This window comes from Streptomyces aquilus (genome assembly GCF_003955715.1).
Taxonomy (GTDB): domain Bacteria; phylum Actinomycetota; class Actinomycetes; order Streptomycetales; family Streptomycetaceae; genus Streptomyces; species Streptomyces aquilus.
Genome location: NZ_CP034463.1, coordinates 3,126,131 through 3,148,248 on the forward strand (window position 1 = coordinate 3,126,131; position 22,118 = coordinate 3,148,248).

Below are 22,118 nucleotides of genomic sequence, written 5' to 3' on the forward strand. Positions count from 1 at the left end.
CTACGGTGCCGTCATGACGAACCTCAAGGCCCCTGCCCCCGCTCCGGCCGACCTCGACGGCGATCTGGCGTCGCTGCGCGGTGACTGCGCCCGGATGGTCCCGCACTGGGCCGCCCCCGACCGGGTTGCCTCCCTCCCGGTGTCCCCGTCCCTCATCCACGGGGTGAAGGTGCCGACGAAGTCCGCCCGGCTGCTGGACGCGATGTCGGACTACGGAGACTGAGCCCGGCGCTACGGAGATTGGGCCCGGCGCGCTGAAGGGAACCGTGCGCTCCCCCGCTGCGTCCCATCGCTGTCCCCCGTAAAGGGGATGCGGGATACGACCCTCCGACTCGCCCTTTTGACAGGGCCGGGTCAGGGTCAATGGGACAGCTGCGCGGCCGAAGGAGCGAATGCGGTGAACACCGAGCGACCCGACAACGACGACGACGCCGAGGTCGTCGACAGGGACACGGGCGCCGATGAGGCTGCCGAGGAGGCCCCGGAAGCGGTCGCCGAGGAGACCGGCGAGACCACCGAGGCGGAGGCGGCTGCCGAGGAGACCGGCGAAACGACGGAGACGGCCGCCGAGACCACGGAGACGGCCGCCGAGGAAGCCGTCGAGGAATCCGGTGCCCCCGAGGAGCCCGTCGTCGCGGTCTCAGGTCAGCGGGACGACACCGAGCGCCCCACCCGGCGCCGCTCCCCCGTGCTCATCGCCTCCGTCGCCGCCGCCGTGCTGCTCGTCGGCGGGGGTGGGGCGTATCTCGCCACCGGCGCCGCGAGCGGCTCGGGCGACGGTGGTACGACGTCCGGGGCGCCCGGCGACGACACTCCCCCGCCGCTGCATCTGGACGGCTACACCGACGGCGGCGGCACCGGCGGCATCGCACCCGGGGAGCCGAACCCGTACGGCCCGACCTACCAGGCCGACGGCACGCTCCCCGACGGCCCCGACTCCGCGCCCGTGTACCGGGCGACCGGCGAGGTCACCGAGGACGAGGTGGCCCGGCTGGCCGAGGCGCTCGGGGTGACCGGGACGCCGGTCCTGGAGGGGAAGGCCTGGAAGGTGGGCGGGCAGGACGCCGCCGGGCCGAGTCTCCAGGTGAACCAGCTCGCGCCGGGGACCTGGACCTTCCACCGGTACGCGCCCGGCACCGACGACTGCAAGAGCGAGACGGTGTGCGCGAGCGACCCCGCCGCCCCGGCCGTCGACCCGGTGAGCGAGGACGTCGCCAGGAAGGCGGCGGCGCCGGTCCTGAAGGCGGTCGGGCAGGACGACGCGAAGATCGACGCGAGCCAGGTCATGGGTGCGCAGCGGGTGGTGAACGCCGATCCGGTGGTAGGCGGACTGCCGACGCACGGCTGGACGACCGGCGTCGTGGTCAATGTGCGGGGCGAGGTGGTCGGCGGCAGCGGGCAGTTGAAGGCGCCGGTGAAGGGTGACACGTACCCCGTCGTGGGTGCGGAGAAGGCGCTGGAGCTGATGAACGCGCGGCCGGCGGCCGACCATCGGATGGGGATCGGCGGCTGCGCCAGTCCCGTACCGCTGAAGGACCGCCTGGAGGCGCCCTGCGGTTCGTCGTCGTCCGGCGCTCCGAAGGCCGGTACACCGCAGCCCGCGCAGCAGGACACCATCACCGTCGAGAAGGCCGTGTTCGGGCTTGCCGCGCAGTATGTGGACGCGCGGCAGACGCTGGTGCCGTCCTGGCTGTTCGAGGTGAAGGCGGCGGGGGCGCAGGACCCGTTCACGGTGACGTATCCGGCGGTCGACCCGAAGTACATCGCCTCGCCGACGCCGTCCGCGGTGCCGAGCGGCGAGCCGACCGCTCCACCGAGCCCGCGGCCGACCGGGCCGGGTTCCGACGAGCCGACCGCGGCGCCGGCCACCCGGGACGTGCAGGTGGACGGCTACACCGCCGACGGGAACGAGCTGACGGTGAGCTTCACGGGCGGTGTCTGCGCCGACTACAAGGCGGCCGCGGTCGAGGGCTCGGACAAGGTGACCGTCACGGTGACCGAGACGCCCTGGCCGGACAAGGTCTGCATCATGATCGCCAAGGTGTACCACCAGAGCGTGCGGCTGGATGAGCCGTTGGGCGACCGGAAGGTCGTCGGCTCGGACGGCAAGGAGATCCCGCTGGAGAAGGCGGGGGCCCGGCTGCCGAACACCTCCGGGGCGCGGTAGCCCCGAAGCCCCGGAGAACAGCTGAAGGCGGCGGCCCTGTCGGAGGGGGCCGCCGCCTTCGCGTGTGTTCGGTTCTTCGGCTGAGCCGTGGGGCTTAGCTGAAGGAGTCGCCGCAGGCGCAGGAGCCCGTCGCGTTGGGGTTGTCGATCGTGAAGCCCTGCTTCTCGATGGTGTCGACGAAGTCGATGGACGCGCCGCCCAGGTACGGGGCGCTCATGCGGTCGGTGACGACCTTCACGCCGTCGAAGTCCTTGACGACGTCACCGTCGAGCGAGCGCTCGTCGAAGAAGAGCTGGTAGCGCAGGCCGGAGCAGCCACCGGGCTGGACGGCGACACGCAGGGCCAGGTCGTCACGGCCTTCCTGGTCGAGCAGGGCCTTGACCTTCGCCGCGGCGGCGTCGGACAGGATGATGCCGTCGGTGACGGTGCTGGTCTCGTCCGATACGGACATCTACATCTCTCCCGGGTTGTACGGAGACTGCTTGCCGACTGGTGCAACCGGCAAGGCCGCGGATTCATTCCGGGCCGGGCGCCGTTTTTCCGGCGTCTTCTTCATGCTCGCACACCTGACAGGCGGCGGAAAATGCCGCGTCGGGATTCATGTCACATCGACGCAATGACCATCGTCAAAGTGACGTGAACCGGGTTATGATAGATAACGTCAGAACGACGAAAAGTAGAAAGGGTGCGTGTCGTGACCACCGCCCAGACCCAGGAGCTCGACGTACAGCCGACGCCCCTCGCCCTGCTGCTCCTCGGCCGTGAGGCCGACCCGAAGAGCGAGCGGGGTGTGGAGTGCCCCGGCGACCTGCCCTCGCCGTCCGACCCGGACCTGGTGGAGCGCGCCCGTGCGGCCAAGGAGAAGCTCGGGGACAAGGTCTTCGTCCTCGGCCACCACTACCAGCGCGACGAGGTCATCCAGTTCGCCGACGTCACGGGCGACTCCTTCAAGCTGGCCCGGGACGCGGCCGCGCGCCCGGAGGCCGAGTACATCGTGTTCTGCGGTGTGCACTTCATGGCGGAGTCCGCGGACATCCTGACCAGCGACGACCAGAAGGTCGTGCTGCCCGACCTCGCGGCCGGGTGCTCGATGGCCGACATGGCCACCGCCGAGCAGGTCGCCGAGTGCTGGGACGTGCTGACCGAGGCCGGGATAGCCGAGCAGGTCGTGCCCGTCTCCTACATGAACTCGTCCGCGGACATCAAGGCGTTCACGGGCAAGCACGGCGGCCTGATCTGCACCTCGTCCAATGCCGAGCGCGCGCTGGACTGGGCGTTCGAGCAGGGCGAGAAGGTGCTCTTCCTGCCCGACCAGCACCTCGGCCGCAACACCGCCGTCCGGGACATGGGCATGTCCCTGGAGGACTGTGTCGTCTACAACCCGCACAAGCCGAACGGCGGCCTGACCGCCGACGAGCTGCGTGCCGCGAAGATGATCCTGTGGCGCGGCCACTGCTCGGTGCACGGCCGGTTCTCGCTGGACTCGGTCAACGACGTGCGCGAGCGCATCCCAGGGGTCAACGTCCTGGTCCACCCCGAGTGCAAGCACGAGGTCGTGGCGGCGGCGGACTACGTCGGTTCGACCGAGTACATCATCAAGGCGCTGGAGGCGGCCCCGGCCGGTTCCAAGTGGGCCATCGGCACCGAGCTGAACCTCGTACGCCGGCTCGCCAACCGCTTCGCGCCCGAGGGCAAGGAGATCGTCTTCCTCGACAAGACGGTCTGCTTCTGCTCGACCATGAACCGCATCGACCTCCCCCACCTGGTGTGGACGCTGGAGTCGCTCGCCGAGGGCAAGCTCGTCAACCGCATCGAGGTCGACAAGGAGACCGAGGCGTTCGCGAAGCTCGCCCTGGAGCGGATGCTGGCGCTGCCGTAACACCCTGGTGATCACCCCGAGGAGGAGTCCTCCTCGGGGTCTGAGGGGTCCGAGGGGTCTGCGGGGTCGAGGCCGAAGACCGTGCCGTCCGGGGTGACGGCGATCAGCGCGCCGCCGTACAGCAGCACCCGGGCCTTGGTGGTGCTGCTGTCGGAGATCTTCTCGGCGTGGGGGCCCGTCTCCCACAGGTTCTCGCCGGTGTCGGCGTCGAGAGCGGCGACCCGGCCGCTGGGGCCGGCCACGAACACGGTGCGGGTCTTGGCGTCGTACGTGGGCGGGCCCGAGTTCTCCACGACGGTGCTCGTCTGCCACGCCTGTTCGCCGGTCAGCGGGTTCACGGCGGACACGCGGCCGTCGACCTCGGTGATCCACAGGGTGCCGCCCGCCAGGGTCGTGGAGCCCGTGTAGGTCTTCGTCAGCTTGATCGTGGTGCGCTTCCCGGTGTCCGGTTCGATCAGCAGGACCGTACCGAAGGTCGAGTCCTCCAGGGCGTCCGGCCCGCTGTGGTTCGCGGGCAGCACCGCCAGCAGGCCCTCCACCGTGCCGGCCACACCGCTGTCGTACGGCGTCTTGATGCGCTTGACCACCGAGCCGTCGGACCGGTCCAGGCGCAGCAGCTGCGCGTCGGGACCGCCCCGCTGCGGGAAGCAGTGCTCGTACAGGGCGGTGCCGGCCGTCAGGAACGCGCAGTTGCTGCCGGACGGCAGCTCGCTGGTCCAGCGGTCCAGGCCGGTGCGCGGGTCGCGGGCCGTCACGATCCTGCCGCCGGGGTCGACGGTCAGGACGATCTCGCGCGACAGGATCAGCTGGGCGTTCTGGTCGTTCACCTCGCGCCGCCACAGCTCGTCGCCGCGCTGCGCGTCGAGGGCGATGACATGGACCGTGGCCCGTGAGGAGTCCACGCCGGCGACGGACTGCCGGATCAGCACCGTGCCGTCGTGCACGCCGAGGATCGAGGCGTCGTAGGTCTTCTTCGCGCCGCCGGTCGAGGCCAGGGAGGCACGCCAGAGCGTGTCGCCGGTGCGCGCGTCCAGGCGTTCGGGGAGCACGTTGGCGCCCGCGCAGTAGACGGCGTCCCCGCTGCGCACGCAGGAGGCGTCGCCGACCTCACCGTCCGCCGCGCCCAGCGGCTGGATCTCGCCCCACCGCGCCGGCTCGGCCACCGTGGTCCGCCAGGGCTGCCAGCCGTCGGGCAGCGGCGCGGGCGCCCATCGGGAACCCGGGTCGTCGCTGGCCGCCGAGGGGTCGTCCGAGACCCCGAACTGCGCGTACCCGAGCGTCCCCAGGGCCAGCGCGCCGACGGTGCCGGCCGCCACCAGCAGGGGGCGGAGCCGGCGCCGGCGACGCCCGCTCGTCGCCGGGGCGGCCGAGCCGGTCCCGGCGTACGTCTCCTCGACGGTCCGCAGATCGCCCAGGCTGAGCATCGTGGTGTCCGGGTCCATGGGGTCCGGCTCGGGCAGGGCCTCGGCGAACTCCTTGGCCAGGACGTCCAGCGGGGGCCGTTCGGCGGGGTCCTTGACCAGGCAGCGCTCCAGGACCGCCCGCAACCGCTCCGGTACGCCGTCCAGTCCGGGTGGCTCGTGGACGACCCGGAACGCGGTCATGTACGGGCTGTCGGCGTCGAAGGGGCCGCGGCCGGTGGCCGAGAAGACGAGGAGCGCGGCGAGTGAGAAGACGTCCGAGGCGGGTCCGACCGTGCGGGCGTCGGTGAACTGTTCCGGGGACATGAACGGCGGGGTGCCGATCATCTGGCCGGTCTCGGTGAGGGTCTGGTGGTTCTCGGCGGCGCGGGAGATGCCGAAGTCGATGACGCGGGGGCCGTCCTCGGCCATCAGGACGTTGGCGGGCTTGAGGTCCCGGTGGACGACTCCGGCCCGGTGGATGTCCCGCAGCGCCTCCACCAACCCCAGGGCCAGCCGCCGCAGTTGGGGGCCCTTGAGGGCGCCGTGGTCGCGGATGCGTTCGGCGAGGGAGCTGCCGGGGACGTACTGGGTCGCCATCCAGGGCCGTACCGCCTCCGGGTCGGCGTCCACCACGGGCGCGGTGAAGGCGCCGCTGACCTTGCGGACGGCCTCGATCTCCTGGCGGAAGCGGGCGCGGAAGACCTTGTCCTCCGCGTACTGGGCGTGCACCACCTTGACGGCGACGTCGCGGCCCGAGCGCGATCTGCCCCAGTAGACGACGCCCATGCCGCCGGAGCCGAGCCGGTCGACCAGCTTGTACCCGCCGACCGACTTCGGGTCGTCCTTGTGCAGTGGCACGACCGTATGTCCCTTCCCGCGCACGGCAGTTCGAGGCCACAGAATACGCACGCGAAGAGCGAGGGCGGCCGGTCGCCCGGCCGCCCTCTCAGGGGTTGGTCACACTCCCGCGGGTTCCGGCTGGGCCGGTGCCTCCGCCTTCTTCTCCCGCTTCAGGGCCCGCTTCTTCGCGCGGCGCTCCTTGCGGAGCTCCAGCATCGTGTAGAGCGTCGGGACCAGGAGCAGGGTCAGCAGCGTCGAGGTGATCAGACCACCGATCACGACGACGGCCAGCGGCTGGGCGATGAAGCCGCCCTCGCCGGTGACCCCGAGGGCCATCGGGAGCAGGGCGAAGATCGTCGCCAGGGCCGTCATCAGGATCGGGCGGAGCCGGTGCCGGCCGCCCTCGATGACGGCGTCGACCGTCGCGTACCCCTGCCTGCGGTACTGGTTGATGAGGTCGATCAGCACGATCGCGTTCGTCACCACGATGCCGATGAGCATCAGCATGCCGATCATCGCGGGGACGCCCATCGGGGTGCCGGTGAGGATCAGCAGGCCGATCGCGCCCGTCGCCGCGAACGGAATGGAGACGAGGAGGATCAGCGGCTGGACCAGTGAACGGAACGTCGCCACCAGCAGCATGAAGACGATCGCGATCGCCGCGAGCATCGCCAGGCCCAGGTTCTTGAACGCGCTGTCCTGGTCGGAGGTGACACCGCCGATCTCGGCCGTGGCGCCCGCCGGGAGCTTCAGCGCGTCGAGCTTGGACGTGAGGTCCTGGCTCACCGCGCCCGTGTTGTCGCCGGTCGGCTTCGCGGTGATGGTCGCCGCCCGCTGACCGTCGATCCGGGTCATCGACACCGGGCCGTCCACCAGCTTCACCGTCGCGATGTCACCCAGCTTCACCGGGCCCAGCTTCAGGTTCCGCAGCTCGTCCAGCGTCCGGGCGGGCTTCGCCGACCGGATGACGACATCGCGCTCGGTGTCGTCGAGGATCGCCTTGGCGGCGGTGGTGCCCTTGACCGCCTCGGCGACGGCCTGGCCGAGGGTCTGGTCGTTGAAACCGGCCGCGGCGGCCTTGGAGTTGGCCTTCACCGAGATGCGCGGGACGCTCTCGGCGAGGTTGCTGGTGACGTCGGTGACGTCGTCGAGGCCGGCCACGGTCTTGCGCACTTCCTCGGACGCCTCGCGCAGGACGTTCGGGTCGGCCGCCTTCACGACGACGCTCAGGTCCTGGCTGCCGAAGCCGTCGCCGGCCGCGATGGTCGTCGTACCGATGCCGTCGAGCTTCTTCAAACCGGCCTCGATGCTGTCCTGGACGTCGTCGGAGGAGGCCGAGTCGTCCAGCATCACCGAGTAGGAGGCCTGGTTGGTGTCGGTTCCGCCGCCGAAGGCCGCCATGAAGCCGGACGAGCCGATGGTGACCTGGTAGTCCTTGACGCCCTCGGTGTCGGCGAGCAGCTTCTCGACCTTCCTCGCCTGCGCGTCGGTCGCGGCCAGGCTGGTGCCGGGCTTCAGCTCCTGCTTGACGGTGAGGACTTCCTGCTCGCCCTGGTCGAAGAAGTTCGTCTTCAGCAGCCCGGACATGCCGAACGTGCCGATGAGGATGACGACCGCGATCAGCACGCTGGTCAGCCGCCGCCGGGTCGCGAACCGCAGGACGGGGACGTAGAGCCGCTGGAGCCTGCTCCGCGCCTCCTTCTCCTCGGCGAGGCGGCGGGCCTCCTCCGCGTCCTCGGGGGTGTTCTTCGGGGCGCGCAGGAACCAGTACGACAGGACGGGCACGACCGTCAGCGAGACGACGAGGGACGCGAGCAGCGCCGCCGTCACGGTCAGGCTGAAGGAGCCGAACAGCTCGCCCACCATGCCGCCGACCAGGCCGATCGGCAGGAACACGGCGACCGTGGTGAGGGTGGAGGAGGTGACCGCGCCGGCGACCTCGCGGACCGCCTTGAGGATGGCGTCCTGGCGCTCCTCGCCGTAGCCGAGATGGCGCTTGATGTTCTCCAGGACCACGATCGAGTCGTCGACGACCCGGCCGATGGCGATGGTCAGCGCGCCCAGCGTGAGCATGTTCAGGGACAGGTCACGCGTCCACAGCACGATGAGCGCCAGCACCACCGACAGCGGGATGGAGACGGCCGTGACGAGGGTGGAGCGGACGGACGCCAGGAAGACCAGGATGACGAGGACCGCGAAGAGCAGGCCGAGCGCGCCCTCGGTGGTCAGGCCCTCGATGGCCTTGGCGACCGCGGGGCCCTGGTCGGAGACGACGGTGATCTCGGAGCCGCCGCCGAGGTCCTTGCGCAGGGCGGGCAGCTTGTCCTCGACGGCGTCGGAGATGGAGACCGCGCTGCCGTCCTTGTCCATGGTGACCATGACGGCGAGGCTGGGCTTGCCGTCGGTGCGGGTGAGGGAGTCGGCGGCGGCCTCCTCCTGCTTCACGTCGGCCACATCACCGAGACGGACGGGCTTCTTCCCGGTCGTACCCGTGACCATCAGGTCCTGGATCTGCGCGACCGAGGTGAAGCCGCCGCCGACCTGCACGGTGCGGTTGGCGCCGGCCTCGTCGAAGGAGCCGGCCGGGACGGTCGCGCCGCCCGCCTGGAGGGCCTGGGCGAGGGCGGCCGAGGTGAGACCGGCCTTCGCGAGCTTGGCGTCGTCCGGGGTGACGGTGACCTGGAGGTCACGGACGCCGTCGACGGTGACCTGGCCGACGCCGTCGACGGACTTCAGCTCCGGCACGACCGTCTTGTCGAGCTGGTCGGCGAGGGCCTGCTGGTCCTTGTCGGAGGTGACGGCGAGGACGACGGTCGGCATGTCGTCCGTGGAACCGGCGATGACCTGCGGGTCCACGGAGTCCGGGAGCTGCACGCGGGCCCGGTTGACGGCCTGCTGGACGTCGGCGACGAGCTGCTTGGTGTCGGGGCCGTAGTCGAAGGACGCCATGATCACGGCGTTGCCCTCACTGGCCGTCGAGGTGACGCCCTCGATGCCGTCGACGGCTTCGAGGCTGTCCTCGATGGGCTCGACGACCTGCTTCTCGACGACGTCCGGGGAAGCGCCCTGGTAAGGGGCCAGCACGGACACCATGGGCAGCTCGATGGACGGCAGCAGCTGCTGCTTGAGCTGGGGGATCGCGATCGCGCCGAAGGCGAGCGCGATGATCGACATCAGGCCTATCAGGGCACGCTGGGCGAGGCTGAACTTCGACAGCCAGGACATGGGTCAGGGATCTCAATTCTGTGAGCGGCAGAAGTGGCCCCTACACCCTGGGTCCTGTGGGACTGGTGTTTCGTAGCCCCCAGGTCCATTTCCTTATCCGGCGCATACTCCGGCCGCAGTACGCCGGGGTGGAGTTCACTCCACCCTTGGACGTACCAGCCCCGACTCGTAGGCGATCACCACCAGCTGCGCCCGGTCCCGCGCGCCCAGTTTCGCCATGGCCCGGTTGACGTGCGTCTTCACGGTCAGCGGGCTGACTTCGAGCCGCTCGGCGATCTCGTCGTTGGAGTGCCCGCCGGCGACCTGGACGAGCACCTCCCGCTCCCGCACGGTCAGTGCCTCCAGACGGGCGGTGCGGGCGGGGTCGGCGGTCTCGTCGGCGCCGTCGCCCTGGGCGAGGAAGCGGGCGATGAGGCCCTTGGTTGCGGCCGGGGACAACAGGGCCTCGCCGCCGGCCGCGATCCGGATCGCGCTGAGCAGCTCCTCGGGCTCGCTGCCCTTGCCGAGGAAGCCGGAGGCGCCGGCCCGCAGCGACTGCACCACGTAGTCGTCGACCTCGAACGTCGTCAGGATCACCACGCGGACCTGGGCGAGGGAGGGGTCCTCGCTGATCATGCGGGTGGCGGCGAGACCGTCGGTGCCGGGCATCCGGATGTCCATCAGCACGACGTCGGCCCGCTCCTCCTTGGCCAGCCGCACGGCCTCCGCCCCGTCGGAGGCCTCCCCCACGACCTCCATGTCGGGCTCGGAGTCGACGAGCACGCGGAAGGCGCTGCGCAGCAGGGCCTGGTCGTCGGCGAGCAGGACGCGGATGGTCATACGGGGTCCTCTGCGGCAGGGGGTTCGGTCGCGGCGAGATGCCGGACGGCGGCGGGGGTCTCGGTTGCGGCGGAAGGCTCGGTGCTACGACAACTGCCGCGCGGTGCGCCAGAGTTCCGCGAGTCGCTCATACGGTGTCGGGAGACCCGCGGCCGCGGGTCTTGACCGGCAGGATCGCATGGACGCGGAAGCCGCCGCCGTAACGGGGACCGGTGGTGAGGGTGCCGCGCAGGGCGGTGACCCGCTCCCGCATGCCGAGCAGCCCGTGCCCGCCGCCGTCCGCGGGTTCCTCCTCGCCGGCTCCGTTGTCGAGGACGGTGATCTCGATGTTCGGTCCCACGCGGACGACGCTGACCTCGGCCTTGGCCTCGCCGCCCGCGTGCTTCTGGACGTTGGTGAGGGCTTCCTGGATGACCCGGTAGGCGGCCAGGTCGACGGCGGCGGGCAGGGTGGTGCCGGCGTCGGCGCGGGCGACCTCGACATGCAGGCCGGCGCTGCGGAAGGTGCCGACGAGTTCGTCGAGGCGGTCGAGGCCGGGGGCGGGCTCGGTCGGGGCCTCGGGGTCGCCGGACTGCCGGAGCAGACCGACGGTGGCGCGGAGTTCGTTGAGCGCGGAGCGGCTGGCCTCGCGCACATGGGACAGCGCCTCCTTGGCCTGGTCGGGGCGCTTGTCCATGACGTGCGCGGCGACGCCCGCCTGGACGTTGACCAGGGCGATGTGATGGGCGACGACGTCGTGCAGATCGCGGGCGATCCGCAGCCGCTCCTCGGCGACGCGGCGGCGGGCCTCCTCCTCGCGGGTGCGTTCCGCCTTCTCGGCGCGGTCCTGGATGGCCTGCACGAAGGCGCGGCGGCTGCGGACCGCGTCGCCCGCGGTGGCGCCGATGCCGGTCCAGGCGAAGATGCCGAGGTTTTCCTGGGCGTACCAGGGCAGCGGGCCGCCGAGCATGGCGGCGGCGGTGAGGACGGTCATCGTGAGCAGGCCGACCCGCCAGGTGGTGGGACGGTCGGTGGTGGAGGCGACGGTGTAGAGGGCGATCACCGCGGACATGGCGACGGGGGCGCGCGGGTCGCCGGTGACGCACTCGACGATCGAGAAGGTGCCGGTGAGGGCGAGGACCGTGATGGGGGCGCGGCGGCGGAAGACGAGCGCGGCGGCGCTGAGGCCGATGAGGACGAGGCTGAGCGGGTCCGGGGTGCGGATGCCCCAGGTCACTCCGTCGGGGCCGCGGGGGTCCACGAAGGAGCCGACCACCATGCAGGCGAGGACGCCGACCGCGAGGATCGCGTCCAGCGCCATGGGGTGCGCCTTCAGCTGGTGCCGGACGCGGTCGACGGTACTCACGTCTGACAAGGTACGGGGCGCCTCCGTGGCCGTCACCGGGGGCTCCCGCCCCCGGACAGCGCTAAGAAGTCACCCCGGGATCAACCCGTCGTCGCTGAGCATCTCCCTGACCTCGTCCAGCGTCGCGTCCGGGGACGGGAGGATGAGGTCCGAAGGTTCCAGGGAGTCGTCCGGCACCGGGTCGCCGAGCTCCCTGACCTTGGCCAGGAGGGCGTCGAAGGTGCGGCGGAAGCCGGGGCCGTCGCCGTTCTCCATCTCGGCCAACAGCTCGTCGTCCAGCTTGTTCAGCTCGGTGAGGTGGCTGTCAGCCAGCCTCACCTGCCCCTCCCCCATGATCCGTACGATCATGTCGCCCTCCTAGGCGTGGGCCCCGCCGTCCGTCACTGCTTGTCGAAGCGCGGGGTGTCCTGCGGCTGCTGCTGGGACTGCGACTGGCTCGTGCCACCCTCGATGGCCTGCTGGGAGGAGGAGCCTCCGGCCAGCTCGGCCTTCATGCGCTGCAGTTCCAGCTCTACATCCGTACCACCGGAGAGCCGGTCCAGCTCGGCCTGGATGTCGTCCTTGTGCATGCCGGACTGGTCGTCGAGGGCGCCGGAGGCGAGGAGTTCGTCGATGGCGCCGGCGCGGGCCTGGAGCTGGGCCGTCTTGTCCTCGGCGCGCTGGATGGCCATGCCCACGTCGCCCATCTCCTCGGAGATGCCGGAGAAGGCCTCGCCGATCCGGGTCTGGGCCTGGGCCGCCGTGTAGGTGGCCTTGATGGTCTCCTTCTTCGTCCGGAAGGCGTCGACCTTGGCCTGGAGCCGCTGGGCCGCCAGGGTGAGCTTCTCCTCCTCGCCCTGGAGCGTCGCGTGCTGGGTCTCCAGGTCCGTGACCTGCTGCTGGAGGGCGGCCCGGCGGGACAGTGCCTCGCGGGCGAGGTCCTCACGGCCGAGCGCGAGCGCCTTGCGGCCCTGGTCCTCCAGCTTGGAGGACTGCGACTGCAGCTGGTTCAGCTGGAGTTCCAGGCGCTTGCGGGACGTGGCCACGTCGGCCACCCCGCGGCGGACCTTCTGGAGCAGCTCCAGCTGTTTCTGGTACGAGTAATCGAGGGTTTCGCGAGGGTCCTCGGCCCGGTCAAGGGCCTTGTTCGCCTTCGCGCGGAAGATCATCCCCATACGCTTCATGACACCGCTCATGGGCTTCGCGCGCCCCCTTCTGACGGACTCCAGCTCCAGCTCTGCGACAGAACCCACAGTACGGGCCCTGCATCCATTGACGCACTGTTCGGGGACGGATGCGCTCATCCCCAAGGACGACTGCCCCAGGCCTTGCTCCGGCGTGAGGAGTAGGTGACCTTCAGGGTGAGCAGTCGGTCACCGGACGTCCCCTCTGTCCCCCTACATGACGACTGGTGTTGCCGGATCGTTCCCCACCGGGCTGGGGTCCAACCCCGGGCACCCCGTACCCTTGGGTTTTGTGTTCCGTAGCCGTGCCACCAAGGAAGAGAAGGCCACCGCCGCCCAGGCCCCGGTGACCGACTCCAAGCAGCCCCGCGATCCGCAGGCCCCCAAGGGTCGCCCCACTCCCAAGCGGAGTGAGGCGCAGTCCCAGCGCCGCAGCGTCGCCAACACGTCGATGACGCGCAAGGACGCCGCCCGGCGCCAGCGCGACGAGCGTCGTGCCGCGATGGAGAGGCAGCGCCAGGCGCTGGCCGGCGGCGACGAGCGGTACCTGCCCGCGCGTGACAAGGGCCCGGTCCGCAAGCTCGCCCGCGACACCATCGACGCGCGGTTCAACGTGGCGGAGTTCTTCCTGCCGATGGCCGTGATCATCCTCGTGCTGAGCATGGTGCAGGTGGGCTCGCTCCAGAGCATCGCGCTGCTGCTGTGGCTCGTCGTGATCGTGCTGATCGTGCTCGACTCGATCCTCACCGCCTTCCGCCTGAAGAAGCGGCTCGCCGAGCGCTTCCCGGACCACAACCGGAAGGGCGCGGTGGCCTACGCCCTCATGCGCTCCCTCCAGATGCGCCGGCTCCGGCTGCCCAAGCCGCAGGTCAAGCGCGGAGAGCGGCCCTGAGCACTACGCCGTTCACCGGGGGCGCGGAAGCCTGGCTGAACAAGCTGGGCGGACTGCGGGACGTCGTACGACAGGAGCTGGTCGCCCGGCAGCTCGACGAGCAGATAGCGGGACGTTTCCCGGTCGGGCAGCGGCTGCGCGTGCTCGACGTGGGCATGGGCCAGGGCACGCAGGCGCTGCGTCTGGCCCGGGCCGGTCACCAGGTGACCGGTGTCGAGAAGGACGCGACGATGCTCGCCGCCGCCCGGGAGTCCCTGGCGGGTGAGCCGGAGGGCATCCGGGAGCGGGTGCGGCTGGTCCAGAGCGACGGCCGGGACACCGGGGTGCACTTCCTGCCCGGCAGCTTCGACGTGGTGCTGTGCCATGGCGTGCTGATGTACGTCGAGGAGCCGGACGCCCTGCTGGCGGGCCTGGGGCGGATGCTCGCGCCGGGCGGGCTGGTGTCGCTGCTGGTGCGCAACGCCGACGCGCTGGCCATGCGGCCCGGGCTGTCCGGTGACTGGGCGACGGCTCTCGCCTCCTTCGACACCGTCTCCTACACCAACCGTCTCGGCCTCGACGTACGCGCCGACCGGCTCGCCGCGCTGACCGCGACGCTCGCCGGGATCGGGGCGCCGCTCCAGGCCTGGTACGGCGTACGGGTCTTCACGGACACCGCGGTGGACGGGGCGGAGATCCCGGCCGACCTGGAGTCGCTGCTGGCGGCCGAGGAGCGGGCCGGGCGGACCGATCCGTACCGGGCGGTCGCGGCGCTGCTGCATCTGTGCGGGGTACGGGGCTGAGGCGCCCGTTCGGGTGTACAGCACAAGCCGGATATTCACCCTGAAGTGAGACTCGGGGCATGGACGCTCACCGCCGCCGTGCCCCACGCCTTGTCACGCCCTTCGCCGCGCTCGCCTGTTCCGTCGCGCTGCTCGCCGGATGCTCCGACTCCGGTTCCTCCGGTTCGGCCGGCGAGCGGCAGGACCCGACCACCCAGGCCGCCGCTCCCGCCGTCGACAACGATCTCCAGGACGCCTACCAGAAGGTCATCAAGCAGGTCCTGCCGTCGGTCGTGCAGATCCAGGCCTCGGGTGACCTGGGCTCCGGGGTGGTCTACGACGACAAGGGACACATCGTCACCAACGCGCACGTCGTCGGCAACGAGAAGACCTTCCAGGTCACCACCGCCAACAACGAGAACACCCTGTCTGCGAAGCTCGTCTACTCCTACCCGGAGCAGGACCTCGCCGTCATCAAGCTGGACAAGGTGCCGGACGGGCTGAGGGCGGCGACGTTCGCGGACTCCTCGAAGGTCCAGGTCGGCCAGATCGTGCTGGCCATGGGCTCGCCGCTCGGCCTGTCGTCCAGCGTGACGCAGGGCATCGTCTCGGCGACCGGACGGACCGTCACCGAGGGCCGCTCGGACGGCGGTACGGGCGCGACGATCGGCAACATGGTGCAGACCTCCGCGGCCATCAACCCCGGCAACAGCGGCGGCGCCCTCGTCAACCTCGACGCGCAGGTCATCGGCATCCCGACGCTCGCCGCGACCGACCCCAACTTCGGGAACAGCGCGGCGCCCGGGATCGGGTTCGCCATCCCCGCGTCCATGGTGCGGACGGTCGCCGACCAGATCGTCGAGAACGGCAAGGTCACCGACTCGGGCCGGGCCGCGCTCGGCATCACCGGGCGCACGGTCGTCGACGACAGCTTCCAGGCCGCGGGGGTGGCCGTCGTCGAGGTGAAGAGCCGCGGGGCCGCGGACAAGGCCGGCCTGGAGGCCGGCGACATCATCACCAAGCTGGGTGCCACCGACATCACCACGATCACGTCCCTCTCCGAGGCACTGGCCGCGGAGTCGCCGGGTGACGAGACGTCGGTGACGTACACGCGGGACGGGGACGTGAAGACGGTGGACGTGACGCTGGGCGAGCAGTGAGAAGGGGGCGGCCCGAGCGGGCCGCCCCCCTTTTTCCAGGTCCTACGCCTCCTCGGCGTGCAGGCTCATCGGACCGTAGATCTTCGTGCCGTCCTCGAAGAGGTGCACCTGATCGGCGCCGCCCTCGGCGAGGTCCTTCCAGTACTCACCGACCCAGGACTCGGCATCCCCCTGCGTGGTGAACTCCTCGGGCTGCACCGCGGGCTGGACCTCCGTCCCGTCGGCCTTCTCGAATCGCCACGTCCATGCCGCCATGTACGCCTCCCAGGTGTGACTGCGTTTCAGAGCCTATTCGGTTGTCCGCGGCTGCGTGGGGGCATGCAGCGCGCGCATGATCAGAAGTTACCGGCGAAAATCTGTCCTGTGGACGTGACTTTGCTCGGTACCGGAGGGCCCTCGGGGCTGCCCCGGCCCTCCTGCCCCTGTTCCTCTTGTGCTGTCGCGCTCGGTGTCGACGCCCGTGCCGCCACCGCGCTGCTCGTCGACGGGGCGCTCATGCTCGATCTGACGCCCGGTGTCGCCTTCGCCGCCGCTCGGGCGGGGCATTCGCTCGGGGGCGTACGGCAGGTGCTGTTGTCGCATCCGCACGACGGGCCCGCCGTGGAGGTGCCGGCCGGACTGCCGCAGCCGGGGCGGGTGCCGGACGGGCGGGAGCTGGCGTTGTTGACGGGGCATCGGGTGCGGGCGGTGGCGATGGACTCGCCCGGCACCGGGTACGCGGTGACCGGGCCGGACGGGCAGCGGTTGCTGTATCTGCCGCCGGGGGGCGCTCCGGCGGGGCTGGAGGAGAACGGCACGGACGTCTACGACATGGTCCTCGCCGATGTCGTGGGGCGGCCGGACGCGCTGGCCAGGCTGCGGGCGGTGGGGGCCGTGGGGCCGACCACCGACGTCGTCGCCGTGCACCTGGACCACGACGTGCCGCCGGGCGGCGAGTTGCGGCGCCGGCTCGCGGCGGCGGGCGCGCGGGCCGTACCCGACGGGACGACACTGGCCGTCGGCGCCTACGAGGACGTACCGGACGTACCGCGGCGGACGTTGGTGCTGGGCGGGGCGCGGTCCGGGAAGTCGGTGGAGGCCGAGCGGCGGCTGGAGGCCTTCCCGGAGGTGCTGTACGTGGCCACCGGCGGGACGCGGAACGGGGACGGGGAGTGGGCGGCGCGGGTCTTCGCGCACCGGGAGCGGCGGCCCGGCTCCTGGCGTACGGCCGAGACCTGCGACCTGGTGCCGCTGCTCGCCGACGAGGGGCCGCCGCTGCTGATCGACTGTCTGTCGCTGTGGCTGACGGACGCGATGGACGCCGTCGGGGCGTGGGACGACGCGGAGTGGGCCGGGGGCGGGGAGCGGGCGCTGCGCAAGCGGGTGCGGGAGTTGACGGACGCGGTGCGGGCGACCCGGCGGACCGTCGTCGCCGTGTCGAACGAGGTGGGGTCGGGGATCGTGCCCGCCACCGCCTCCGGACGGCGTTACCGGGACGAACTCGGGCGGCTGAACGCGGCGTTCGCCGGGGAGTGCGAGCAGGTGCTGCTGGTGGTGGCGGGGCAGGCGCTGGTGCTACGGGGCTGAGGACTGCGACTGCGACTGCCTGCGGGCGATCACTCGGGTCGTCCTCGACAGGCGGTCGAGGGCGGGGTGCCGGGTGGGCGGGAGGATCGTGCAGTGCGCGGCTTCGAGTTCCCCGCGGAGCGCGTCGGTGGCTCCCTCGGTCTCCACCAGCACATGGCCGCCCGGGCGGAGGAACGTCAGGACCGCGCCGAGCTCCGCGACCGGCTTCAGGACGCTGATCACGTCGTAGCGGGCGGTCAGGGCCCGGGTGAGGTGCGGGGCCGCCGGGGTGCCGAGGTACGCCTCCTCCAGTCGCTCCGCCTCGCGGGCCACGAGCACGGCCGTGGTCGTGTCGAGACCGTCGAAGGAGGTGTACGGGAACAGCGCCTTGGCCTCGGCCGGGAAGTGGGCCTCGCCGGTGCCGACGTCCAGCCAGCTCTCCGGTTCGGGGTTCAGGCGCAGCATCGCGCGGGCCGTGGAGCGGTGGCGCCGTCTGCGGTCGAGGTCGGCGAGTCGGGCGCGCAGGCGTTTCATGGGGGCTCCCTGAGACATACGACAATCCGCTGCAAAACGGAACGTATGGGATCTCGATCTTGGGAGCAACGACGTGCGGTGTGCGTGGTGCCCCGGCGCCGCCGTTCTGTTCGACCGGTGCCGGTACTGTTCGGCGAATGAGCTCGCTTAATCTCGACGACTTCTCCGATCTGATCGAGCGCCCCGACGGCGGGGTGCGCCGCGACGCCGAGGCGCGTCGTGAGCGCCAGATCGTGCCGCCCGGGTCGCTGGGCCGCCTCGACGACCTGGGTGAGTGGCTGGCCGCCGCACAGTCCGCCGTGCCGGTACGGCCCATCGAACGACCGCGGGTGGTGCTCTTCGCCGGTGACCACGGCATCGCCGAGCTCGACGTCTCGGCCCGGCCGGCGGGCAGCGCCGGGGAGTTGGTGCGCGAGGTGCTGGAGGGCGGGCGGCCGGTGTCGGTGCTCGCACGGCGGCTCGGGGTGCCGGTGCGGGTCGTCGACATGGCGCTGGACACCGACCCGGAGACGCTGCCGGAGGACGTCGTACGGCATCGGGTGCGGCGCGGCAGCGGTCGTATCGACGTCGAGGACGCGCTGACCCTGGAGGAGGCCGAGGCCGCGTTCCGGGCCGGGATGGCGGTCGCCGACGAGGAGGCCGACTCCGGTACGGATCTGGTGGTGCTCGGCGATGTGAGCGTCGGCGGGACCACGGCGGCGGGCGTGCTCATCGCCGCGCTGTGCGGGACCGACGCGTCGGTGGTGACCGGGCGGGGCGGGCTCGCGATCGACGACCTGACGTGGATGCGCAAGTGCGCGGCGATCCGGGACGCGTTGCGGCGGGCGCGGCCGGTGCTGGGCGACCAGTTGCAGCTGCTCGCGACCGTGGGCGGCGCCGACCTCGCCGCGATCACCGGGTTCCTGTTGCAGGCCGCGGTGCGGAAGCTGCCGGTGGTCCTGGACGGTGTGGTCGTCGCCGCCTGCGCGCTGGTCGGGCAGCGGATCGCCTTCCGGGCGCCGGACTGGTGGCTGGCCGCGCACGACTCCGGGGAGCCGGGGCAGGCGAAGGCGCTGGACCGGATGGCCCTTGAGCCGCTGCTCGACCACGGAGTGCGGGTGGGCGAGGGCGCCGGGGGGCTGCTGGCGCTGCCGCTGGTGCAGGCCGCGGCCGCGCTGGCGGCCGAGCTGCCGGAGAAGCCGGAGCCGGCTGTCGAGGAGGAGCCGGAGAAGGAGGAGTAGGTCCGGCAGAACGGACAAGGGCGCCCATATGATCCACCTTCATGGGATACGCCCGATTCGCCGTCTGGTACCTCCGGCTCGTCGCGTTCGTCAACTTCCTCAGTGCGGTGTGGGTGTCCCTGGGGCAGGACGTGCGGCGGCACAACCAGGAGGATCTGTTCACGCCGTACCTGCTGACCGCCGGCTTCGCCTCCGGGGTCTTCACGGCGTTCCTGGCGATCACCATGCGGCGCCGCAAGCGGGCCGCATGGCTGCTCAACCTCGGGCTGAGCGGGGCGTTCCTCGCGCTGCTGGCGTTCGCCATGGTGTTCCCGGAGATCCGGCGGCATCCGCAGAACTGGGTGTCGCTGGGTCTGACCGCCGCCTTCACGGGCGCGCTGGTGCTCGGGCGGCGGGAGTTCTACGCCAAGGGTGACCGGGCCAACCCGAAGCTGGCCGCCGCCGTCGGCGCGGGCGGGCTGCTCGCCTCCTCGCTGCTCGCGGCACTGCTGGTGACGGTGACCAACGAGCGGCACTCCCCCTTCGCCGCCTGCTGGCGCTACGGCACCCTGCGCCTGGTCTCCATCACCGACTTCCGCTCTCCCGGCATCGCCACCCCCAACTGGGTCGACGTCACCGTCAACGGCCTCAGTACGGTGCTCCTCCTCGCCGTCCTCTACGCAGCCTTCCGCTCCCGCCGTGCCGTCGACCCGCTGACCGACGACGACGAGAAGCGGCTGCGGGAGCTGCTCGACCGGCACGGCGAGCGGGACTCGCTGGGCTACTTCGCGCTGCGCCGGGAGAAGAGCGTCGTCTGGTCGCCGAGCGGCAAGGCCGCCGTCGCCTATCGCGTCGTAGGAGGTGTGGCCCTGGCCTCCGGGGATCCGCTCGGCGACCCGGAGGCCTGGCCCGGTGCCATCGAGCCGTGGCTCGACCAGGCGCGGGCGCACGGGTGGATCCCGGCGGTGATGGGGGCGAGCGAGGAGGCGGGGACCGTGTACGCGCGGCACGGGCTCGACGCGCTGGAGCTCGGGGACGAGGCGCTGGTGGAGGTCGCCGAGTTCACCCTTGAGGGGCGGGCCATGCGGACCGTGCGGCAGGCCCACAACCGGGTGCGGCGGGCCGGGTACACGGTGCGGATCCGGCGGCACGAGGAGATCCCGGCCACGGAGATGGCCGCGCTGGTCAAGCGGGCCGACGACTGGCGGGACGGGGCCACCGAGCGCGGCTTCAGCATGGCGCTGGGGCGGCTCGGGGACGCCCGGGACGGGCGCTGTGTGATGCTCGAATGCGCGGACGGCCAGGGCGAGTTGCGGGCGCTGCTGTCGTTCGTGCCGTGGGGGCCGCACGGGCTGTCGCTCGATCTCATGCGGCGGGACCGGGACTCCGACAACGGACTGGTCGAGTTCATGGTGATCGAGCTGCTGCGGCGGGCCCGCGAGATCGGGATCACTCAGGTCTCGCTCAACTTCGCGATGTTCCGGTCGGTCTTCGAACGTGGTGGACGGCTCGGTGCGGGACCGGTGCTGCGGCTGTGGAGGTCGCTGCTCAGCTTCTTCTCGCGCTGGTGGCAGATCGAGTCCCTGTACCGCGCCAACGCCAAGTACCGGCCCATCTGGGAGCCGCGGTTCCTGCTCTTCGAGAAGAGCGCGGACCTGCCGCGCATCGGGCTCGCCTCGGCGCGCGCGGAGGGGTTCCTGGAGCTGCCGGGGCTGCACCGGACACACCTGGAGAAGCAGAGATGACGACACTCGCCCGCTGGGCCCGTACCGAATGGGGGCCGCTGTACGTCGCCGTGCGCGGGCCGCTGGTGCGGCGGCGGTGGCGGGCGGTGCCGATGACGGTCGGGGTGGTGTGCCTGACGGCGGTGCTGCACCTCGTGCACAACCAGTCGTGGGGCTTCCGGTTCGTCGAGGACGTCGGCGCGGTACGGGCCGAGGACCCGCTGTGGCTGGCTCTGCTCCGCACTCCCCTGTCGCTGTTCGTCCCCGCCCTCGACCTGCCCGTCTGGGGCGCGCTCGCCCAGATCCTGCTGGTCTTCGGCATCGCGGAGATCTGCCTGGGCTGGTGGCGCACGCTCGTCATCGCGTACGTCGCCACGCTCGCCGGCACGCTGTACGCGCGTGTGGGCATCTGGCTGGGCCCCGACAGCCCGTTCGGTCTGCCCGCCTCGGACTCCCTGGTCGTCGACACCGGCCCGTCGGCGGCGGTGGTGGGGCTGGCCGTGTTCCTGGGGTGGCGGTACCGGGCGTACGTCACCGCGGGGGTGGTGATCGCCGCGATGGTGGTCGAGGTGGTGCTGAAGGACAACCTCGCGGGCAAGGAGCATCTGGCGGCGATCGTGGCGGTGCTGGCGCTGTGCGGGGTGTCGGCCCTGCGGCACCGTCACCGGCGGCCGGCTTCGAGTGCGGGGTCCGGGTCGGGTTTGCCGCCGATCAGGTCCTCGAGGCGGCGCCGGGGGCCCGCCCAGCGGCGGTCGTGGCGGTAGGCGCGCAGGATGGCCTTGGCGCGGGCGCGGGGGCGACGGCGGTAGAGGCGGCGGGCCCAGGGTGAGCCGGGGCGGGCCAGGCGGACGAGCCCGATGATGCCGACGAACGGGACGACCACGCTGAAGATCGCCATCCGGGTCTTGCCCTTGAGGAGCACGCCGAGGGCGAAGAGGAAGTTGACCAGGACGGTCGAGATGACGCTGCCGCGGTCCTTGAGCTCCTCCTGGCTCATGTCGTTGACCCCGAACGGCGAGAACCCGGACAGCATGAGCCCGACCAGGGCCGCGGTGAGGACGACGACCTCGACGCTCTTCCTGCCCTCCTCCGTCCAGTAGACGTCGTCCAGGTGCAGGATCAGCGCGAACTCGTCCAGCACCAGACCGGCGCCGACCCCGAAGACCACCGCGAACACCGCCGACCCGAAGCCGTGCCGCCCGCTGGCGACCGCCCCGAAGCCGCCGAGGACCGTCAGGATCACGCCGGGCACCACGTGGTGGATGTGCACCCCGCCGGAGCTGATGTTGCCGAACGGCCCCTTGCCCGCGCGGATGAGGCGGGTGATGACCCGGGTGACGAGGAAGGTGACGACGAACGCGGTCAGGGCCAGGAGCAGGGGCAGCTTGCCGGGTTCGACGATGTTGCGGTGCAGCCAGTGGCCCATGGGCCCAGTTTCGGGCCAGGAGGGACGGCCTGCCCG

At 71.5% G+C, this 22,118-nt stretch carries 20 protein-coding genes; 10 read left to right on the top strand and 10 right to left on the bottom strand.

Annotation, left to right across the window (positions count from 1 at the left end):
* The first annotated feature begins 13 nt into the window (after positions 1-13).
* Complete coding sequence (locus tag EJC51_RS14435; RefSeq protein WP_126271448.1) at positions 14-223, top strand: hypothetical protein; 210 nt, start codon at positions 14-16, stop codon at positions 221-223.
* A 174-nt stretch (positions 224-397) separates the two neighbouring features.
* Complete coding sequence (locus EJC51_RS14440; protein ID WP_244362621.1) at positions 398-2,167, top strand: hypothetical protein; 1,770 nt, start codon at positions 398-400, stop codon at positions 2,165-2,167.
* Between the two features lie 94 nt (positions 2,168-2,261).
* Here EJC51_RS14440 and EJC51_RS14445 read toward each other — a convergent pair whose 3' ends face one another.
* Positions 2,262-2,618: a HesB/IscA family protein gene (locus EJC51_RS14445; RefSeq protein WP_030794551.1), complete on the bottom strand. Its 357-nt coding sequence runs from the start codon at positions 2,616-2,618 to the stop codon at positions 2,262-2,264.
* Positions 2,619-2,861: 243 nt separating this feature from the next.
* Here EJC51_RS14445 and nadA point away from each other — a divergent pair, with 243 nt between their 5' ends.
* A complete protein-coding gene (gene nadA, locus EJC51_RS14450; RefSeq protein ID WP_126271449.1) occupies positions 2,862-4,046 on the top strand; it encodes a quinolinate synthase NadA in 1,185 nt (394 codons plus the stop codon).
* Positions 4,047-4,057: 11 nt separating this feature from the next.
* Here nadA and EJC51_RS14455 read toward each other — a convergent pair whose 3' ends face one another.
* The 6 genes from EJC51_RS14455 to EJC51_RS14480 form a co-directional block, all read right to left on the bottom strand.
* Positions 4,058-6,307: a protein kinase domain-containing protein gene (locus EJC51_RS14455; protein ID WP_126271450.1), complete on the bottom strand. Its 2,250-nt coding sequence runs from the start codon at positions 6,305-6,307 to the stop codon at positions 4,058-4,060.
* A 99-nt stretch (positions 6,308-6,406) separates the two neighbouring features.
* Positions 6,407-9,514, bottom strand: a complete 3,108-nt coding sequence (locus EJC51_RS14460; protein WP_126271451.1) for an efflux RND transporter permease subunit — start codon at positions 9,512-9,514, stop codon at positions 6,407-6,409.
* Between the two features lie 135 nt (positions 9,515-9,649).
* A complete protein-coding gene (locus EJC51_RS14465) occupies positions 9,650-10,333 on the bottom strand; it encodes a response regulator (RefSeq protein WP_126271452.1) in 684 nt (227 codons plus the stop codon).
* A gap of 127 nt (positions 10,334-10,460) precedes the next feature.
* Positions 10,461-11,678, bottom strand: a complete 1,218-nt coding sequence (locus EJC51_RS14470) for a sensor histidine kinase (protein ID WP_126271453.1) — start codon at positions 11,676-11,678, stop codon at positions 10,461-10,463.
* A gap of 69 nt (positions 11,679-11,747) precedes the next feature.
* Positions 11,748-12,026 carry a PspA-associated protein PspAA gene (pspAA, locus tag EJC51_RS14475; RefSeq protein ID WP_126271454.1) on the bottom strand — a complete coding sequence of 93 codons (279 nt, stop codon included), beginning with the start codon at positions 12,024-12,026 and terminating at the stop codon, positions 11,748-11,750.
* A gap of 32 nt (positions 12,027-12,058) precedes the next feature.
* Positions 12,059-12,826 carry a PspA/IM30 family protein gene (locus tag EJC51_RS14480; RefSeq protein ID WP_244363389.1) on the bottom strand — a complete coding sequence of 256 codons (768 nt, stop codon included), beginning with the start codon at positions 12,824-12,826 and terminating at the stop codon, positions 12,059-12,061.
* Between the two features lie 232 nt (positions 12,827-13,058).
* On the opposite strand from EJC51_RS14480, the gene EJC51_RS14485 reads away from it, so the two are divergent.
* The 3 genes from EJC51_RS14485 (at position 13,059) to EJC51_RS14495 (ending at position 15,654) form a co-directional block, all read left to right on the top strand.
* The gene (locus EJC51_RS14485; protein WP_126271456.1) at positions 13,059-13,733 is read left to right on the top strand and encodes a DUF3043 domain-containing protein; all 675 of its coding nucleotides are present in this window, start codon (positions 13,059-13,061) and stop codon (positions 13,731-13,733) included.
* Between the two features lie 77 nt (positions 13,734-13,810).
* A complete protein-coding gene (locus EJC51_RS14490; RefSeq protein WP_126276950.1) occupies positions 13,811-14,515 on the top strand; it encodes a class I SAM-dependent methyltransferase in 705 nt (234 codons plus the stop codon).
* Between the two features lie 59 nt (positions 14,516-14,574).
* Positions 14,575-15,654 carry a S1C family serine protease gene (locus EJC51_RS14495; RefSeq protein ID WP_126271457.1) on the top strand — a complete coding sequence of 360 codons (1,080 nt, stop codon included), beginning with the start codon at positions 14,575-14,577 and terminating at the stop codon, positions 15,652-15,654.
* 42 nt (positions 15,655-15,696) lie between these two features.
* On the opposite strand, the gene EJC51_RS14500 is transcribed toward EJC51_RS14495, so the two are convergent.
* Complete coding sequence (locus EJC51_RS14500) at positions 15,697-15,909, bottom strand: hypothetical protein (protein WP_126271458.1); 213 nt, start codon at positions 15,907-15,909, stop codon at positions 15,697-15,699.
* Between the two features lie 108 nt (positions 15,910-16,017).
* Here EJC51_RS14500 and EJC51_RS14505 point away from each other — a divergent pair, with 108 nt between their 5' ends.
* Positions 16,018-17,220 carry a bifunctional adenosylcobinamide kinase/adenosylcobinamide-phosphate guanylyltransferase gene (locus EJC51_RS14505; protein WP_126271459.1) on the top strand — a complete coding sequence of 401 codons (1,203 nt, stop codon included), beginning with the start codon at positions 16,018-16,020 and terminating at the stop codon, positions 17,218-17,220.
* On the opposite strand, the gene EJC51_RS14510 is transcribed toward EJC51_RS14505, so the two are convergent.
* On the bottom strand, positions 17,209-17,733 hold the full coding sequence (locus EJC51_RS14510; protein ID WP_126271460.1) for a methyltransferase domain-containing protein: 525 nt from the start codon (positions 17,731-17,733) through the stop codon (positions 17,209-17,211). The two genes, EJC51_RS14505 and EJC51_RS14510, sit on opposite strands and share 12 nt — an antisense overlap.
* Before the next feature lie 137 nt (positions 17,734-17,870).
* Here EJC51_RS14510 and cobT point away from each other — a divergent pair, with 137 nt between their 5' ends.
* The 3 genes from cobT to EJC51_RS48215 are packed head-to-tail and all read left to right on the top strand — an operon-like array spanning position 17,871 to position 21,420.
* On the top strand, positions 17,871-18,953 hold the full coding sequence (gene cobT / locus EJC51_RS14515) for a nicotinate-nucleotide--dimethylbenzimidazole phosphoribosyltransferase (RefSeq protein ID WP_126271461.1): 1,083 nt from the start codon (positions 17,871-17,873) through the stop codon (positions 18,951-18,953).
* 41 nt (positions 18,954-18,994) lie between these two features.
* Positions 18,995-20,677 (top strand): phosphatidylglycerol lysyltransferase domain-containing protein, encoded by a 1,683-nt coding sequence (locus tag EJC51_RS14520; protein WP_126271462.1) that lies wholly within the window; start codon positions 18,995-18,997, stop codon positions 20,675-20,677.
* Positions 20,674-21,420: a hypothetical protein gene (locus tag EJC51_RS48215; RefSeq protein ID WP_207924726.1), complete on the top strand. Its 747-nt coding sequence runs from the start codon at positions 20,674-20,676 to the stop codon at positions 21,418-21,420. The genes EJC51_RS14520 and EJC51_RS48215 overlap by 4 nt, the downstream gene beginning before the upstream one ends.
* Here EJC51_RS48215 and EJC51_RS14530 read toward each other — a convergent pair.
* Entirely contained in the window at positions 21,318-22,082 is a 765-nt protein-coding gene (locus tag EJC51_RS14530; protein WP_126271463.1) for a hypothetical protein, read from the bottom strand. The genes EJC51_RS48215 and EJC51_RS14530 overlap by 103 nt on opposite strands.
* Between the last annotated feature and the right edge of the window lie 36 nt (positions 22,083-22,118).